At 59.4% G+C, this 16,051-nt stretch carries 18 protein-coding genes; 8 read left to right on the forward strand and 10 right to left on the reverse strand.

Going from position 1 to position 16,051, the window contains the following annotated elements; all coding sequences use genetic code 11:
- Positions 1-56 precede the first annotated feature (56 nt).
- Both trpA and trpB read right to left on the reverse strand, forming a co-directional pair.
- Positions 57-866: a tryptophan synthase subunit alpha gene (gene trpA / locus PMI26_RS29185; RefSeq protein ID WP_007969759.1), complete on the reverse strand. Its 810-nt coding sequence runs from the start codon at positions 864-866 to the stop codon at positions 57-59.
- Entirely contained in the window at positions 866-2,086 is a 1,221-nt protein-coding gene (gene trpB / locus PMI26_RS29180) for a tryptophan synthase subunit beta (RefSeq protein ID WP_007969761.1), read from the reverse strand. The genes trpA and trpB overlap by 1 nt, the downstream gene beginning before the upstream one ends.
- A gap of 124 nt (positions 2,087-2,210) precedes the next feature.
- Here trpB and PMI26_RS29175 point away from each other — a divergent pair, with 124 nt between their 5' ends.
- Complete coding sequence (locus tag PMI26_RS29175; RefSeq protein ID WP_007969762.1) at positions 2,211-3,104, forward strand: LysR family transcriptional regulator; 894 nt, start codon at positions 2,211-2,213, stop codon at positions 3,102-3,104.
- On the opposite strand, the gene PMI26_RS29170 is transcribed toward PMI26_RS29175, so the two are convergent.
- Positions 3,101-3,424, reverse strand: a complete 324-nt coding sequence (locus PMI26_RS29170) for a DUF883 family protein (protein ID WP_007969764.1) — start codon at positions 3,422-3,424, stop codon at positions 3,101-3,103. The two genes, PMI26_RS29175 and PMI26_RS29170, sit on opposite strands and share 4 nt — an antisense overlap.
- Positions 3,425-3,581: 157 nt before the next feature.
- On the opposite strand from PMI26_RS29170, the gene PMI26_RS29165 reads away from it, so the two are divergent.
- Positions 3,582-3,797: a dodecin gene (locus PMI26_RS29165; RefSeq protein ID WP_007969765.1), complete on the forward strand. Its 216-nt coding sequence runs from the start codon at positions 3,582-3,584 to the stop codon at positions 3,795-3,797.
- A 121-nt stretch (positions 3,798-3,918) separates the two neighbouring features.
- Positions 3,919-4,143 (forward strand): DUF1161 domain-containing protein, encoded by a 225-nt coding sequence (locus PMI26_RS29160; RefSeq protein ID WP_007969766.1) that lies wholly within the window; start codon positions 3,919-3,921, stop codon positions 4,141-4,143.
- 68 nt (positions 4,144-4,211) lie between these two features.
- Here the strand turns inward: PMI26_RS29160 and PMI26_RS29155 are convergent, their stop codons facing one another.
- Positions 4,212-5,213, reverse strand: a complete 1,002-nt coding sequence (locus PMI26_RS29155) for an LLM class flavin-dependent oxidoreductase (RefSeq protein WP_007969767.1) — start codon at positions 5,211-5,213, stop codon at positions 4,212-4,214.
- A gap of 239 nt (positions 5,214-5,452) precedes the next feature.
- Here PMI26_RS29155 and PMI26_RS29150 point away from each other — a divergent pair, with 239 nt between their 5' ends.
- Both PMI26_RS29150 and PMI26_RS29145 read left to right on the forward strand, forming a co-directional pair.
- Positions 5,453-5,884 carry an OsmC family protein gene (locus PMI26_RS29150; RefSeq protein ID WP_007969768.1) on the forward strand — a complete coding sequence of 144 codons (432 nt, stop codon included), beginning with the start codon at positions 5,453-5,455 and terminating at the stop codon, positions 5,882-5,884.
- A 184-nt stretch (positions 5,885-6,068) separates the two neighbouring features.
- Positions 6,069-6,302, forward strand: a complete 234-nt coding sequence (locus PMI26_RS29145; RefSeq protein WP_007969770.1) for a DUF1161 domain-containing protein — start codon at positions 6,069-6,071, stop codon at positions 6,300-6,302.
- A 4-nt stretch (positions 6,303-6,306) separates the two neighbouring features.
- Here the strand turns inward: PMI26_RS29145 and PMI26_RS29140 are convergent, their stop codons facing one another.
- A complete protein-coding gene (locus tag PMI26_RS29140) occupies positions 6,307-6,729 on the reverse strand; it encodes a PA0061/PA0062 family lipoprotein (protein WP_007969772.1) in 423 nt (140 codons plus the stop codon).
- A 40-nt stretch (positions 6,730-6,769) separates the two neighbouring features.
- Positions 6,770-7,192, reverse strand: a complete 423-nt coding sequence (locus PMI26_RS29135) for a PA0061/PA0062 family lipoprotein (RefSeq protein WP_007969774.1) — start codon at positions 7,190-7,192, stop codon at positions 6,770-6,772.
- Positions 7,193-7,251: 59 nt separating this feature from the next.
- On the opposite strand from PMI26_RS29135, the gene PMI26_RS29130 reads away from it, so the two are divergent.
- Positions 7,252-8,349 (forward strand): aminopeptidase, encoded by a 1,098-nt coding sequence (locus PMI26_RS29130; protein ID WP_007969776.1) that lies wholly within the window; start codon positions 7,252-7,254, stop codon positions 8,347-8,349.
- Here PMI26_RS29130 and PMI26_RS29125 read toward each other — a convergent pair.
- The 4 genes from PMI26_RS29125 to PMI26_RS29110 all read right to left on the reverse strand — a co-directional run bounded on the left by PMI26_RS29125 (position 8,331) and on the right by PMI26_RS29110 (position 12,460).
- Positions 8,331-9,560 carry a nucleoside recognition domain-containing protein gene (locus PMI26_RS29125; RefSeq protein ID WP_007969778.1) on the reverse strand — a complete coding sequence of 410 codons (1,230 nt, stop codon included), beginning with the start codon at positions 9,558-9,560 and terminating at the stop codon, positions 8,331-8,333. The genes PMI26_RS29130 and PMI26_RS29125 overlap by 19 nt on opposite strands.
- A gap of 214 nt (positions 9,561-9,774) precedes the next feature.
- Positions 9,775-11,106, reverse strand: a complete 1,332-nt coding sequence (gene gltP, locus PMI26_RS29120) for a glutamate/aspartate:proton symporter GltP (RefSeq protein WP_007969779.1) — start codon at positions 11,104-11,106, stop codon at positions 9,775-9,777.
- An 829-nt stretch (positions 11,107-11,935) separates the two neighbouring features.
- Positions 11,936-12,100: a DUF1328 domain-containing protein gene (locus PMI26_RS30195; protein WP_003177151.1), complete on the reverse strand. Its 165-nt coding sequence runs from the start codon at positions 12,098-12,100 to the stop codon at positions 11,936-11,938.
- A gap of 72 nt (positions 12,101-12,172) precedes the next feature.
- On the reverse strand, positions 12,173-12,460 hold the full coding sequence (locus tag PMI26_RS29110) for a hypothetical protein (protein ID WP_007969782.1): 288 nt from the start codon (positions 12,458-12,460) through the stop codon (positions 12,173-12,175).
- A 438-nt stretch (positions 12,461-12,898) separates the two neighbouring features.
- Between PMI26_RS29110 and algB the strand changes: the two genes are divergently transcribed.
- Positions 12,899-14,245, forward strand: a complete 1,347-nt coding sequence (gene algB, locus PMI26_RS29105; RefSeq protein ID WP_007969783.1) for a sigma-54-dependent response regulator transcription factor AlgB — start codon at positions 12,899-12,901, stop codon at positions 14,243-14,245.
- A 10-nt stretch (positions 14,246-14,255) separates the two neighbouring features.
- Positions 14,256-16,046: an ATP-binding protein gene (locus tag PMI26_RS29100; RefSeq protein ID WP_007969784.1), complete on the forward strand. Its 1,791-nt coding sequence runs from the start codon at positions 14,256-14,258 to the stop codon at positions 16,044-16,046.
- Positions 16,047-16,051: the final 5 nt, after the last annotated feature.

Genomic DNA, 16,051 nt, shown 5'->3' on the forward strand with positions numbered 1-16,051 from the left:
AAGGTTTACAGCGTTTTGCTGTTTAGCCTGTACCGCGAGGCTCTAATTCCTCTGTTTCAGGAACGGGCCTTACGCACGCCATCCGCCAGTGCCGAGCACAGGCTCAATACACCGTCGACGGCCTGTTCTGCGGTTGCCGCATTGGCGATCTGGTCGATCAACGCCGAGCCCACCACCACGCCATCAGCCAGGCGTGCGATGGACGCTGCCTGTTCCGGCGTCCGGATACCGAAACCGATGCTGATCGGCAGGTCGGTATGGCGGCGCAGACGGGCGACCGCTTCCTCGACGTGTTCCAGCGTGGCGGCACCGGAGCCGGTCACACCGGCCACCGACACGTAGTAGACGAAACCGGAGCTGCCGTTGAGAACAGTCGGCAGACGCACATCGTCGGTGGTTGGCGTAGTCAGGCGGATGAAATCCAGGCCCGCAGCCTGGGCCGGGTCACACAGCTCGCCGTTGTGCTCCGGCGGCAGGTCGACCACGATCAGGCCGTCAACGCCGGCCTCTTTGGCTTCGGCAATGAAGCGCGGCACCCCGTACATGTGGATCGGGTTGAAGTATCCCATTAGCACCAGCGGTGTTTCGTTGTTGTCCTGGCGGAACTCGCGAACCATTTGCAGGGTTTTCGCCAGATTCTGCTTGGCACCCAACGCACGGATGTTGGCGAGCTGGATGGCCGGGCCGTCAGCCATCGGGTCGGTGAAGGGCATGCCCAGCTCGATCACGTCGGCACCGGCCGCCGGCAAGCCCTTGAGGATGGCCAGGGAGGTGTCATAGCCCGGGTCGCCAGCGGTCACGAAAGTCACCAGGGCGGCGCGGTTCTGTTCCTTGAGTTCGGCAAAACGCGTTTGCAGGCGGCTCATCAGTGTTTCTCCTGCTTGGATTGTTCCATGTGGTGCATCACGGTCTGCATGTCTTTGTCGCCACGGCCGGACAGGTTGACCACCATCAGGTGATCCTTTGGCAGGGTCGGTGCGCGCTTGAATACTTCAGCCAGGGCATGGGCGCTTTCCAGGGCCGGGATGATCCCTTCCAGGCGGCAGCACTGGTGGAATGCGGCGAGGGCTTCGTCGTCAGTCACCGAGGTGTACTGAACGCGGCCGATGTCGTGCAACCAGGCGTGTTCCGGGCCGATGCCCGGGTAGTCGAGGCCGGCGGAGATCGAGTGGGCGTCGATGATCTGGCCATCGTCGTCCTGCAGCAGGAAAGTGCGGTTGCCATGCAGCACGCCTGGAACGCCGCCGTTCAGGCTGGCCGCATGCTTGCCGGTCTCAATGCCGTAACCGGCCGCTTCAACGCCGATGATCTCGACACTCTTGTCGTCCAGGAACGGATGGAATAGGCCCATGGCGTTGGAGCCACCGCCAATGCACGCTACCAGGCTGTCCGGCAGGCGACCTTCCTGGGCTTGCAACTGCTCGCGGGTTTCCTTGCCGATCACGGCCTGGAAGTCGCGAACCATCGCCGGGTAAGGGTGCGGACCGGCCACGGTGCCGATCAGGTAGAAGGTGCTGTCGACGTTGGTCACCCAGTCACGCAGGGCTTCGTTCATTGCATCCTTCAGCGTGCCGGTGCCAGCGACCACCGGGATAACCTCGGCGCCCAGCAGCTTCATGCGGAACACGTTGGCCTGCTGGCGTTCGATGTCAGTGGTGCCCATGTAGATCACGCAATCCAGGCCGAAACGCGCAGCCACGGTGGCCGTCGCCACGCCGTGCATGCCGGCGCCGGTCTCGGCGATGATGCGCTTCTTGCCCATGCGTCGCGCCAGCAGGATCTGGCCGATACAGTTGTTGATCTTGTGCGCGCCGGTGTGGTTCAGCTCTTCGCGCTTGAGATAGATCTTCGCGCCGCCACAGAACTCGGTCAGACGCTCGGCGAAGTACAACGGGCTTGGACGTCCGACGTAGTCGCGCTGGAAGTAGGCCAGTTCTTCCTTGAATGCAGGATCTTCCTTGGCCAACTCATATTCACGGGCCAGGTCGAGGATCAACGGCATCAGGGTTTCGGCGACGTAGCGGCCACCGAACGCGCCAAACAGGCCGTTGGCATCAGGGCCGTTGCGCAGATTAGGCTGGGTCATTTGGCGCTCCAGTTGAATGCGTGAAGTGATGCATAAAGAGATAGTGGGCTTCACTCTACCCCTGACGTCCCGGCCTGAAAACCGATAAGATCGCCACAACCTGTCAGGAAAACTCACAGATCCCATGAGCCATGACCTTCCTCCGCTGAATGCGCTTCGCGCCTTCGAAGCCACTGCCCGCTTGAACAGCGTCAGTCAGGCGGCCGAGCAGCTGCATGTCACCCATGGTGCGGTCAGCCGCCAGCTCAAGGTGCTTGAAGAACACCTTGGCGTCAGCCTGTTCATCAAGGACGGTCGCGGCCTGAAACTCACAGATGCCGGCTTGCGCCTGCGTGACGCCAGCAGTGAAGCCTTCGAGCGCCTGCGCAGCGTCTGCGCGGAACTCACACAAAGCACGGCCGATGCTCCGTTCGTGCTCGGTTGTTCGGGAAGCCTGTTGGCGCGCTGGTTTATTCCGCGACTGGGGAGACTCAATGCCGACCTGCCGGACCTGCGCCTGCACCTGTCGGCCGGAGAAGGCGATCTCGATCCGCGAAGACCGGGACTGGATGCCTTGCTGGTCTTTGCCGAGCCCCCCTGGCCGTCGGACATGCAGGTTTTCGAACTGGCCAGCGAACGTATCGGTCCGGTCATGAGCCCTCGGTTCGCTGGCTATGAGCGGCTCAAACTAGCGCCGGAAAGCGCACTGCTGAACGAAACCTTGCTGCACACCACCTCACGCCCGCAAGCCTGGCCAAACTGGGCGCAACAATGCGGCCTCGACGCCAGGGCACTGAAGTACGGTCAGGGATTCGAACATTTGTATTACTTACTGGAAGCCGCCGTCGCGGGTCTGGGCGTGGCGATTGCCCCCGAACCCTTGGTGGCGGAAGACTTGAAGGCCGGCCGCCTGGTTGCGCCATGGGGCTTCAGTGAAACCCCGGCACAACTGGCGTTGTGGCTACCCAAGCGCGCCGCGGACGGGCGCGCCCGGCAACTGGCGCAGTGGCTGAAAAACGAGCTGCGCCGGGTAGATTAATCACGCTTGCACAATAGATAAGCGGCCAGCAGGCCCAATGCGCCCACGGCGACACCGGCTGTAGTCCAGGGGTGCTCCTGGGCGTAGTCCCGGGTGGCAATCCCTGTTTCGCGGGTTTTGACCTTGACCTCTTCATAGGCGTCGGCAAGCAGATGGCGCGAGTGCTTCAAGGCATTCTCGGCATTGCTTTTCAGGGTCTTGAGGGTTTTACGCGACTCGTCCGAGGCGTCGTCCTTCAGGCTTTCCAAAGACTTGAGCAGACTCTCGATCTCGGCTTCCATGCTTTGCAATGAGGCTTTGCGTAACGAGGTGTTGGCCATGGTGGCTCTCCTGCATTGGTGATGAGTGGCGTGTGTTGGTTGGGACTTCAGAGGTTCGAGAAAGTGCAGAAAATCTGAACTTCACTCTCAGAACGGCCAACAGAAGAAATAGGAAAAATCACTGCTAGGCTGTAATTCACACGCCAAGGAGAACGCCATGTCTGACCATCACACCTACAAGAAAGTCGAGCTGGTCGGCTCGTCCACCAGCAGTATCGAAGATGCGATCAACAACGCATTGACCGAAGCCAACAAAAGCATCAAGTACATGGAATGGTTTGAAGTCACCGAGACCCGTGGGCACATCAGGGACGGCAAGGCTGCGCACTTTCAGGTGACCCTGAAAGTCGGATTCCGGATTGCCAGCAGCTGACTTTGGGCTAGTCTTCTGAACTTGCACGCCAGCCGAATGCCATAGGGAATGGCAAAGCGCTGCATGAGTGCGTCCGGCTGACGGCTGGTTACCCCTATGATCCGACCAGGGAATGCAACCGATGAAGAAGTTTATGTTGGCGGTAGGTTTGTTGAGCCTTGCGGGGACCGCATTGGCGGGTGATGGCAAGCCATGCGAAGAGCTGAAAGCCGAAATCGCAGCGAAACTTGATGCCAAGGGCGTTTCCGGTTATTCGCTGGAGATTGTCGATAAAGGGAGCGCTGCCGGCGGAAAAGTTGTTGGTAAATGCGAAAAGGGCGCCAAAGTGATCGTCTACAAAAAGTAGGCCAATCCTCGCCTGAAAGAAAAAGCCGACGCCCTGGCGCCGGCTTTTTCATGCCTGTCGTTTGAGTATCAGCCGCGCATGACCTGCGCCAGCAGCTCGTAGGAATGCACGCGATCCGAATGCTCATACAGGTCACAGGTGAAAATCAGCTCGTCAGCCTGGGTCTGTTCGATCAAGACCTCGAGTTTGGCGCGGATTTTCTGTGGGCTGCCAATCATGGCCAACCCAAGAAAATCGTGCACAGCCTCTTTCTCATGGGGCAGCCACAGGCCGTCCATGGTCTTCACCGGCGGACGCTGTACCAGGCTTTGGCCGCGCATCAGGGCGAGAATCCGCTGGAACACCGAAGTCGCGAGGTACTCGGCCTGCTCGTCCGTATCGGCCGCCACCAAGGGCACGCCGAGCATTACGTAAGGCTTGTCCAAAACGGCTGATGGCTTGAAGTGATTGCGGTAGACCCGAATCGCTTCATGCATGTAGCGCGGCGCGAAATGCGAAGCGAAGGCGTAGGGCAAACCGCGCTCACCGGCCAGCTGTGCACTGAACAGGCTCGATCCCAACAACCAGACCGGCACATGGGTCCCGGTTCCGGGCATGGCGATGATCCGTTGATCCGGGGTACGTGGCCCGAGGTAGCGCACCAGTTCCGCCACATCTTCCGGGAAGTCGTCGGCACTGCCGGAGCGCTCACGGCGCAACGCGCGTGCGGTCATCTGGTCGGAACCGGGCGCTCGCCCCAGGCCCAGATCAATCCGGCCCGGATAAAGGCTTTCCAGGGTGCCGAACTGCTCGGCAATCACCAGGGGTGCGTGGTTGGGCAGCATCACCCCGCCTGAACCGACTCGAATGGTCGATGTACCACCGGCCAGATAACCGAGCAGCACCGAAGTCGCGGAACTGGCGATGCCATCCATGTTGTGGTGCTCAGCCACCCAGAAGCGGTTGTAACCGAACTTCTCGACATGCTGCGCCAGGTCCAGCGAGTTGCGCAGCGACTGGGCCGCGCTGCCGTTCTCGCGCACCGGCACCAGATCGAGGGTCGAGAACTTGATATCGGACAGTCGTTTCATAAACCTGCTTCTCCAATTGAGGGCGCAGGTTTGTTCTTGCGAACGCAAACCTGCCGAATCCAAAAGCGTGTTCATGCAATGTGGGCATATACCCGAGTTTCAATAGCCAGGTAAGAAATCCCGCGAAAAAAGCAGATTGATCGGACGAAGTGAACTTTGCCCCTTCGTCTATCCTCACAATCCTGGCAACCGAAAACCCTGCAGGCGTGACCTTTCGCGCCGACCTTTAGGAGACTGGCATGGCTATCGTCAAGAAAGCATCGGCCCATTGGGAAGGTGATCTGAAAACCGGCATCGGCTCGATTTCCACAGAAACCGGCGTGCTCCGGGAAGCCCCCTACGGCTTCAAGGCGCGCTTCGAAGGCGGCCGGGGCACCAACCCGGAAGAGTTGATCGGCGCAGCCCACGCCGGCTGTTTCTCCATGGCGTTCTCCATGATCCTCGGTGACGCCGGCCTGAAGGCCGATAGCATCGATACCCAGGCAGAAGTCACTCTGGATCAAGTGGACGGCGGTTTTGCGATCACCGCAGTGAAATTGATTCTGAAGGCGAAAATCCCCGGGGCAAGCCAGGCGCAGTTCGAAGAACTCAGCAACAAGGCCAAAGAAGGCTGCCCAGTGTCCAAAGTGCTGAATGCCAAGATCAGCCTGGAGGCAACATTGGTCAGCTAGATCTTTCATTTTTGCAAAGAAAAAATCGCAGCCTTGCGTAACCTGCCGGGATCATTCGGTAAGAGGTGCCCAAGGCTGCGATCTTTTTTGTGTCGTGACAGATTTGCCCGCCAATAATATGGTCGAATAAATGACAGCAGCAAAAACCTGTGAATAGGCGTGCTGCCTCAAAGGAGCTTCAACCATGAAACGTTTTGCCCTGGCGGTTATCTGTTGCGTACTGGCCACGTCGGCCCTCGCAGCACCGAAACCCTGCGAAGAGCTCAAGGCCGAGATCGAAGCCAAGATCCAGGCCAGTGGCGTCACTTCCTACACGCTTGAAGTCGTCACCAACGACGAAGTGCACGACCAGAACATGGTCGTGGGTTCGTGCGAAAACGGCACCAAAAAAATCATCTACCAGAAGAACGACCGCTGACATCTCACATCAGGCAGTTGGCTTCCCGGTCTTCAGCGACGATCTCGCGCTTGGCGTTGTACAGGCGGGCGCCGGGGGTAAACGCAATGGAGCGGCCTTCGAGTACATAACGCTGACCGGCTTCGAAATGATCGTAACGGATGGTCAGGTAGCACAGCCGCTCAGAGGGCCCGCTCATCATACTCAAGCCGCCGCCGCCGGGGACTTCAAAGTCGAAACGCACGATCAGTTCGTGGCTGCCGGGCGTCACTTCGAAATAACGCCCATCGCGCAATCGCTGTTTGTCCAGGCGTTCGGCCATCAACAACTTGTCGTTAGGGAAGGGCGTCGAAAAATCAACCCAGGCCATTTTTGGATCAGGTGTCGGCATCGGGCTTTGACAGCCCGCGACGACACCGACGGCGAGTAACAGCATCAACCTGCGCATGATGGATGTCCCAGGGGATATGTATCCAGCATAACGCCGATCAGGTTCGTTGACAGCCCGCAGGGGTACCCTGGCCGATCACTTTTCGCTGCTGATCATAGAGCTTGGCCCACGGCCGAAAACCAATGTTCCCCGCTTGCAGTTGATAGCGTTCGCCAGCGTTGAAATCCTTGAATTTCACGTTCAACTGACAATCGCGCCACAACGGCTCGGCGTCGGGGCCGATGTTGGTGGGCTGCACCGGAAACTGGTAGCGGACTGTCAATTCATGGCTACCGGGCTGAACCTCGAAGTAGCGCTTGTCGTCGGTGGCCTTGTCATCGACCTCCAGTGCCTGCAACGCCGTATCTTCTTGCTTCGAGTCCAGGTCGATCCAGGCTTGCGCAGGATCATGGCGGGGTATTCCGAATCCGGCACAGCCGGCCAGCAACAGCAGACTTCCTGTCAGTATCATCGTGCGCATAGCGGAGCTCCAGTCAGGCGGGATAGTCTTGCGGGAAGACTCTCCAAGGAAGAATTATTGTGTTCAGGCCGCTTCCTAGCCTTGGGTTACTTGATCGCGTTTTTCGCGTTTTGTTTCCGGGCGTGTTGTTTTTGTTGCTCAACGGTTGCACCAGCATCAGCTATTACAGCCAACTGGCCAGCGGCCAACTGCAGTTGCTGCGGGCCAGGGAGCCGGTTTCCAGCGTGATTGCCGACCCGGCGCGCGACCAGAAACTGCGTATACACCTGGAGCAATCACAAAAGGCCCGAACGTTCGCCAGCCGGCAATTGCACCTGCCGGATAACCAAAGTTACCGCTTGTACGCGGACATTGGCCGTCCCTTCGTCGTCTGGAATGTCTTCGTCACGCCGGAATTTTCCCTCAAGCCTGTAAACCACTGCTTTCCCATTGCCGGCTGCGTGGCCTACCGCGGGTACTACAGTCAGAGCGCAGCGCGCGGCGAAGCAGCCTTGCAACGCTTGCAGGGCATGGACGTGTCGATTGGCGGTGTCGAGGCCTATTCGACACTCGGCTGGTTCAACGACCCGATCATCAGTTCGATGATGGGTTGGGGGGATGAGCGACTGGCCACGCTGATCTTTCACGAGCTGGCCCATCAGCGCGCCTATGTAAAGGACGACACGGAGTTCAACGAATCCTTTGCCACCTTCGTCGAGCAGGAAGGTACTCGCCAATGGCGTGCCTATCGCCACCTGCCACCGGATAACAATGCACAGGCGCGTCAGCGCGACCAGTTTACAGAGTTGGTGCTGGACACCCGCGCCCGGCTGGAAAAGCTCTACGCCTTGCCGTTGCCAACCGAACAGATGCGCCAGCGCAAGGCGGTCGAGTTCGAACGCTTGCGCAGCGAATACCGGCAACTGCGTGACAGTCAGTGGGCTGGAGACAAACGCTACGACGCCTGGGTCCATGCCCCCATGAACAATGCCCGGTTATTGCCGTTTGGCTTGTACGACCAGTGGGTACCGGCATTTGATGCGCTGTTCCATCAGATGGATGGCGATTGGCCCAGGTTCTATGTCGCCGTGGAAAAGCTCGGTAGCTTGCCGACGGATGAGCGCAAGGCCGCGCTCAAGACGCTGGCTGACGGCGCCGATCAACCAAAGAACCAGTAGCAAACGCCGATTGCACCCAGCACCCCGGCAAGCTCCGCCAGCAAGGCGCAGCCAACCGCATGGCGCGCGCGCTGGATGCCCACGGCACCGAAGTACACCGCCAGCACATAGAACGTCGTTTCGGTACTGCCCTGGATTGTCGCCGCCACCAGCGCCGGGAAGCTGTCCACGCCCGAGGTCTTCATGGTTTCAATCAGCATCGCCCGGGCGGCGCTGCCGGAGAAGGGTTTGACCATCGCCGTCGGCAGCGCATCGACGAAGCGCGTGTCCCAACCGGCCCACGCCACCAGATGACGAATCCCGTCCAGGCCGAAGTCCAGCGCCCCGGAGGCCCGCAGGACACCCACCGCGCAGAGCATTGCCACCAGATAAGGCAGCAGGTTCTTGGCGACGTCGAAACCCTCCTTGGCACCTTCAACGAAGGCCTCGTACACCTTCACTTTGCGCAGCGCACCGATCAGCAGAAACAGCATGATCAGGCCAAACAGCGTCAGGTTGCCGAGGATCGATGACAAGCCGGCCAGCGCGGTCGCCGAAAGGGTCGCCAGCAACGCCATGAAACCACCGAGGGCGAGGGCGCCGGGGATCAGGTAGGCCAGCACCACCGGGTCCCAGACGCGCAGGCGCTGCATGAACGCCACCGACAGGAAGCCGACAATGGTCGAGCAACTGGTCGCCAGCAGGATCGGCAGGAACACCAGCGTCGGGTCAGGCGCGCCTTGCTGGGCGCGATACATGAAGATGGTCACCGGCAGCAGGGTCAGCGAAGAGGCATTGAGCACCAGGAACAGGATCTGCGCGTTGCTGGCGACGGTAGCGCTGGGGTTGAGTTCTTGCAGCGCTTTCATGGCCTTGAGGCCGATAGGCGTGGCGGCGTTGTCCAGACCGAGGCCGTTGGCGGCGAAGTTCAGGGTGATCAGGCCGATGGCCGGATGACCCGGCGGGACTTCAGGCATCAGACGCAAAAACAACGGCCCCAAGGCCTTGGCCAACCATTCGACGATGCCGGCCTTCTCGGCAATGCGCAGAAAACCCAGCCAGAGGGTGAGGGTGCCGAACAGCAGCACCATGACCTCGACCGACAGCTTGGCCATGGCAAAAATGCTCTCCACCATCGCTGCGAATATCCCGGCGTTGCCGCCAATCAGCCACTGCGCCAGCGCTGAAACGGCTGCCACGATGAAGAAGCCAAGCCAAAGGCCATTGAGCATCAGTCAAATCCCCCAAAAGATCCGCGAATGATAGCGGGGTGACCAGAAACGACAAACCCCGGATTTATTCGGGGTTTGTCTGGTGCGGCTTTCGTAGATCACTGTGGGAGCAGCCGGTCGACGCTCGATTGCTCGCGATAGCGGTGTATCAGTCGACATCAATGTCGGGCTTTAGTCGGTCATCGCGAGCAAGCTCGCTCCCACAGGTTTTGTATCAGTTGCTGGAGGTTTCACCCGCCGGCAGCTTTTCCTTGCTACGCCAGTGCGGCAGGGAGTTCCAGTAACGCTGGCCCTTGGCGTCGTCGTACATGCCTTCCCAACGAGCGATAACCAGAACGGCCAGGGCGTTGCCGATCACGTTCAGCGCGGTACGGGCCATGTCCATGACGCGGTCGACACCGGCGATGAACGCCAGGCCTTCCAGAGGAATACCGACGCTGCCGAGGGTGGCCAGCAGGACCACGAAGGACACGCCCGGTACGCCGGCGATGCCTTTGGAGGTGACCATCAACGTCAGGACCAGCAGCAGTTGCTGGCTGATCGACAGGTCGATGCCATACAGCTGGGCAATGAAGATCGCCGCAATGCTTTGGTACAGGGTCGAACCGTCGAGGTTGAACGAGTAACCGGTCGGTACCACGAAGCTGCAAATGGCTTTCGGTGCGCCGTAGGCTTCCATCTTCTCGATCACGCGCGGCAGCACGGTTTCGGAGCTGGCGGTGGAGTAGGCCAGTACCAGCTCATCCTTGAAGATGCGCATCAGCTTGATCACCGAGAAGCCGAACAGGCGGGCGATCAGGCCCAGGATCACGAACGCGAAGAAAGCGATGGCGAAATAAACCAGGATCACCAGTTTGGCCAGCGGCAACAGCGACGCGAAACCGAAGTTGGCCACGGTCACTGCGATCAGTGCGAACACGCCGATCGGGGCGTAGTTCATGATCATGTGAGTGACCTTGAACATGCTTTCCGACACGCCCTGGAACATCTTCACCAGCGGCTCGCGCAGGTCCGCCTGCAGGCTCGACAGCCCGAGACCGAACAATACGGAGAAGAAGATGATCGGCAGCATTTCGCCGCGAACCATGGCCGCGAAGATGTTCGACGGGATCAGGTTGAGGATGGTTTCGATGAACGCGTGTTCATGCTGGACCTCGGCGGCAGTCGCCTGGTACTTGGAAATGTCCACAGTGCCCAGGGTGCTCATGTCGATGCCGGCACCCGGATGGAACAGGTTGGCCAGCAGCAGACCGACCACGATGGCGATGGTGGTGACGATTTCGAAGTAGATGATGGTCTTGAAGCCGATGCGCCCCAGCTTCTTGGCATCACCAACGCCGGCAATGCCGACGATCAAAGAGGAGATGACGATCGGGATCACGATCATCTTGATCAGACGGATAAAGATATCGCCTGCTGGTTGCAGGACGTTGCTGATCCACCAGGCTTTTTCGGCACTGAAATGGTTGAGCAGCGCACCGATTGCTATCCCCAATACCAGACCGATGAGGATCTGCCAGGCGAGGCTAAGCTTTGCCTTCTTCATATCTTTACCCTTACTTGCGTTTGACTCAGGGAGATGCGCGAACTGGAACGCTCGTGGCGAAAAAGTCTAGTGCATCTACCCCCCGTATAAGGTGCCCCGGAACGCGTGTTTGCGGCTCTCTGGCAGGCGAAAAAAGGCGCAACTATTCCGATGCAAGGAAGCGCCGTCTAATGCCGTAAACGCCTACCCTATGCCGAATCGGCATGAGGTTTTTTTACTGAATGTGACGTCGCAATCGGTTCGATTGCGACATTTCGGCAGGCATAAGTGCCGTGAACCGGTCATCACAGAGCAGATTGAATGTTTTTTGAGCAGTGGCCGAGCGTTGATTTTTCAACAGAATCCCGCAGGACAAAGCGAATAATCGCAGCCCAAAAAAATGGATTTTTCTCGATATACGGTCGCCTGTGAAACACCGGGAAAAGTAATTTCCGACGTAACAGTGACAACGAGGCGATAACAGTGATGAAATCGAGACGAGCGCTCTATTTCAATGTGTTGCGTGATCCAGCCCTTCGCAAGCTCGTCGAGCCATGGTGGTCCGGCGAACTTGCGCAGCAGCTTTTCCTGACCCGGCCCTTACGCAGGTACTCCCTGTACCCGTAGGTCACTCCGCCCCTGAAACAGGCAGAACGTCCCGACCCCTTGGTCATGCGCCAGCCTTCCTCAGGTGACGCAGATAGAAAGAGGCGCTGTGACCTCCTTCGTGTACAAATTCCGGACCCTGCATGAGGGTCTCAGGCATGCCGGGGAAACCCAGGCCCGCATGCCATGGCACTACCGCCCCGGTTGCAGGGCGGCTGCCAGCGTCTTGAACAAACCTTTCATGTCAGCCTCGACCGCGACGGCCAAAGAAGAAGGAAGCAATGAACATCACCAGGAACACGACAAACAGAATCTTGGCGATACCCGTGGCGGTGCCCGCGATACCACCGAAGCCCAGTACTGCAGCGATGATGGCAATGATCAGGAATGTGATTGCCCAACTCAACATGGTGATTCTCCTTACGCTTCTATTTAGAGGTGTTGCGTTTCCCGGCACATCGCTGCGGCGGAAATTTTTTACCTAGAACACCCAGCGCTCCTGATGACGTATCTCGCCTGCAGGCCCGGCCTGGTCGACGTCCATCATTCGCAGCGGGGGGCTATCGGCCTGAACGCTGCCAACAGCACTGAAATGGGTTTGGGTCGGATGCTGAATCGACAGTTGTGGCGCTTGCGGCTGCTGACTCTGCTCCCAGCGCAGAAACTGTTGGCCGCCGATAAGGGTGAGCAACAGCGCCAAAACAGCAAACAGTCCTTGCTGAATATGCACAGGTGAGAGGTGCAGGTGGGCGGCACGTTGACGGTTCATCCTGGAGCTCCTACCACTCGGGTCGGTATTCGATAGCGGGCGTTTGTATTTGAATGCCCTGGTCAACCAGACAATTGCAGCCCGCATGCCAGCATTGAAATGAATTAATTTCCTTTAATATCAATATCTTAAGATCATCAAAGAAATCACATCGTACGCATCCTGCACGATGCCACGTGTGTGGTCGTGCGTATTGCACGATTCGTTTGAAGGAAGGTGTAAATTTTTTGAATTGAGAGGAGGACGCAGATGTCAGAAATACACGCTGGCCGCTGTCAGAAACCGGACATCTATTAAAAGAGCCGCGACATCAGCTGGCTAACCGATGCATCGGATGAAAGCTACCCTGCCATGACAGGAATGGCTCAGAATCAATCATGCAACTTGCCCGATTTCTCCGGGACTAAATCAAGATCATTCATTAAGGAGCGTAGGAAAATGGAATCAGCCACTGAGCACCAAGGCCGCATTCTGCTGGTGGATGATGAGTCCGCCATCCTGCGTACTTTCCGTTACTGCCTCGAAGACGAAGGCTACAGCGTTGCCACCGCCACCAGCGCCGCGCAGGCAGAAGCCCTGTTGCAGCGGCAGGTCTTCGACCTGTGCTTCCTCGATTTGCGTCTGGGCGAAGACAACGGCCTCGATGTGCTGGCCCAGATGCGTATCCAGGCGCCCTGGATGCGGGTGGTGATCGTCACTGCGCACTCAGCTGTCGACACGGCGGTGGATGCGATTCAGGCCGGTGCCGCCGACTACCTGGTCAAGCCGTGCAGCCCCGATCAATTGCGCTTGGCAACCGCCAAGCAACTGGAAGTGCGGCAGTTGTCGGCGCGACTGGAAGCCCTGGAAGGTGAAGTGCGCAAGCCCAAGGATGGTCTGGACTCCCACAGCCCGGCCATGAAAGTGGTACTCGAAACCGCGCGCCAGGTGGCCACGACCGATGCCAATATCCTGATTCTCGGTGAGTCCGGCACCGGCAAGGGCGAGCTGTCCCAAGCCATTCACGGCTGGAGCAAACGCGCGAAGAAATCCTGCGTCACGATCAACTGCCCGTCGCTGACCGCCGAGCTTATGGAAAGCGAGCTCTTCGGCCACAGTCGTGGCGCCTTCACCGGCGCCAGCGAAAGCACCCTGGGCCGAGTCAACCAGGCGGACGGCGGGACGCTGTTTCTCGACGAAATCGGCGACTTTCCGCTGACATTGCAGCCGAAATTGCTGCGTTTCATTCAGGACAAAGAATATGAGCGCGTCGGTGACCCGGTGACCCGCCGTGCCGATGTGCGCATCCTTGCAGCCACCAACCTCAACCTCGAGGACATGGTCCGCGATGGTCGTTTCCGTGAAGACCTGCTCTATCGCCTGAATGTCATTACCCTGCACCTGCCGCCACTACGCGAACGCCGTGAAGATATTCTCAACCTGGCCGATCGTTTCCTGGCGCGCTTCGTCAAGGAGTATGCCCGTCCCGCGCGCGCGTTGAGCGACGAGGCCCGGGAAGCCCTGCTGGGCTATCGCTGGCCGGGCAACATCCGTGAGCTGCGCAACGTGATCGAGCGCGCGAGCATCATCTGTCCGCAGGAGCGGGTCGAGATCAGTCATCTGGGCATGGCCGAAACCCCGGTCAACAATGCACCGCGCATCGGCGCAGCGCTGAGCCTGGATGAGCTGGAAAAGGCCCACATCGGCGCGGTCCTCGCCACCGCCGACACGCTGGATCAAGCGGCAAAAACCCTGGGCATCGATGCTTCGACGCTGTACCGCAAACGCAAGCAGTACAACTTGTGAGCAATAGGCGATGAAACTGGCGATGAAACTGCGGACCCGGCTTTTCCTGAGCATCTCCGCACTGATCACCGTCGCCTTGCTCGGGCTCCTGCTCGGGCTGGTCAGCGTGATGCAGATGGCCGGCAGCCAGGAAGCACTGACCCGCAGTAACTTCATCACCCTGGACCTGGGACTCAAGCTGCGCCAGACCCTGGGTGATCAACTGATCATTATCCTCAGCGAGAAGCCTGACTCCGCCGCTTTCGCCGCCTCGAAGCAGCGTTACTTCCAATTGCTGGAGGAAGGCATCGCCCAGGAGCCCGAGCAGAATGCAAGCGAGTACGGTTTCAGAAAAGCCAAGGCTGACTACGAGCGCTTTATCGAAGCTTATGAGGCGTCTCCGGACCCTTCGACTGTGCTCAGCAGCCATGACAACCTGACGGAAAAATTCAACGCACTGCGCAATGGTCTGATCGCCGAGCACAAGCGCGCGCTGGATAACATCAACGATACCGAGCGCCAGGCCCGGGAGCGGGCACTGCTGATCGCCGGGCTGCTCGCCCTGGTGGGGCTGGCGGTGCTGATCATCGGCTTCGTGACCGCGCAGGCCATTGCCCGGCGTTTCGGGGCGCCCATCGAAGCCTTGGCCAAGGCAGCGGACAATATCGGCCAGGGCAATTTCGATGTCACCCTGCCGATCTCCTCGGCAGTGGAGCTCAACCAGTTGACCCGGCGTTTCGGGATCATGGCCCAGGCGCTGCGTGAACATCAGGCCACCAATGTCGACGAGTTGCTGGCCGGCCAGCAGCGTTTGCAGGCCGTGCTCGACAGCATCGACGACGGGCTGCTGATGATCGACCGTCAGGGCCATCTGGAACACCTTAACCCTGTGGCCCAGCGTCAGCTGGGCTGGGAATCCGATCGCCTGGGACAGGGATTGGGCACGGCGCTGGAGCGCCCTGAACTCGATGAGCAGCTGCAACTGGTGCTGCGCGGCGGCACTCTGGAGCGGGCGCCGGAGGACTTGAGTGTCGAAGTCGATGGCGAGTCGCGACTGCTGACCTATAGCCTGACCCCGGTCAGCCACACCCAGGGCCATATTCTCGGGGCCGTGATGGTGCTGCATGACGTCACGGAGCAGCGTGCCTTCGAACGGGTACGCAGCGAATTTGTGTTGCGCGCCTCCCATGAATTGCGCACACCGGTCACCGGCATGCACATGGCCTTCGGATTATTCCGCGAGCGCGCGCACTTTGCCCCGGACTCCCGGGAAGCCGACCTGCTCGATACCGTGAATGAAGAGATGCAGCGGCTGATGCAGCTGATCAATGACCTGCTGAATTTCTCCCGTTACCAGAACGGTCTGCAGAAACTCACCTTGGCGCCGTGTTCCATCGAGGCGCTGCTGGAACAGGCTGAGTCACGCTTTGCCGTATCGGCCGCCGAGAAAGACATCAGTCTGCTGGTGGAGGTGCAGGGGCCTTTGCCGCGTTTGCAGGCCGATCAGCCACAACTGGAGCGGGTACTCGATAATTTGCTCGACAACGCCTTGCGTCACACCGGTTCCGGCGGGCGGATACGCCTGCACGCCCGGCGCCACGGCGACCGCGTCATCGTCAGCGTCGAGGACAACGGCGAAGGCATCGCCTACGGTCAGCAGGGGCGGATCTTCGAGCCGTTCGTGCAGGTCGGGCGCAAGAAAGGCGGAGCCGGTCTCGGCCTGGCATTGTGCAAGGAAATCGTGCAATTGCATGGCGGTCGGATGGGCGTCTATTCACGGCCGGGGCAGGGTACTCAGTTCTACATGGCGCTGACGGTCTAGATCGC

The sequence above is a fragment of the Pseudomonas sp. GM33 genome (assembly GCF_000282295.1).
Classification (GTDB): domain Bacteria; phylum Pseudomonadota; class Gammaproteobacteria; order Pseudomonadales; family Pseudomonadaceae; genus Aquipseudomonas; species Aquipseudomonas laurylsulfatiphila.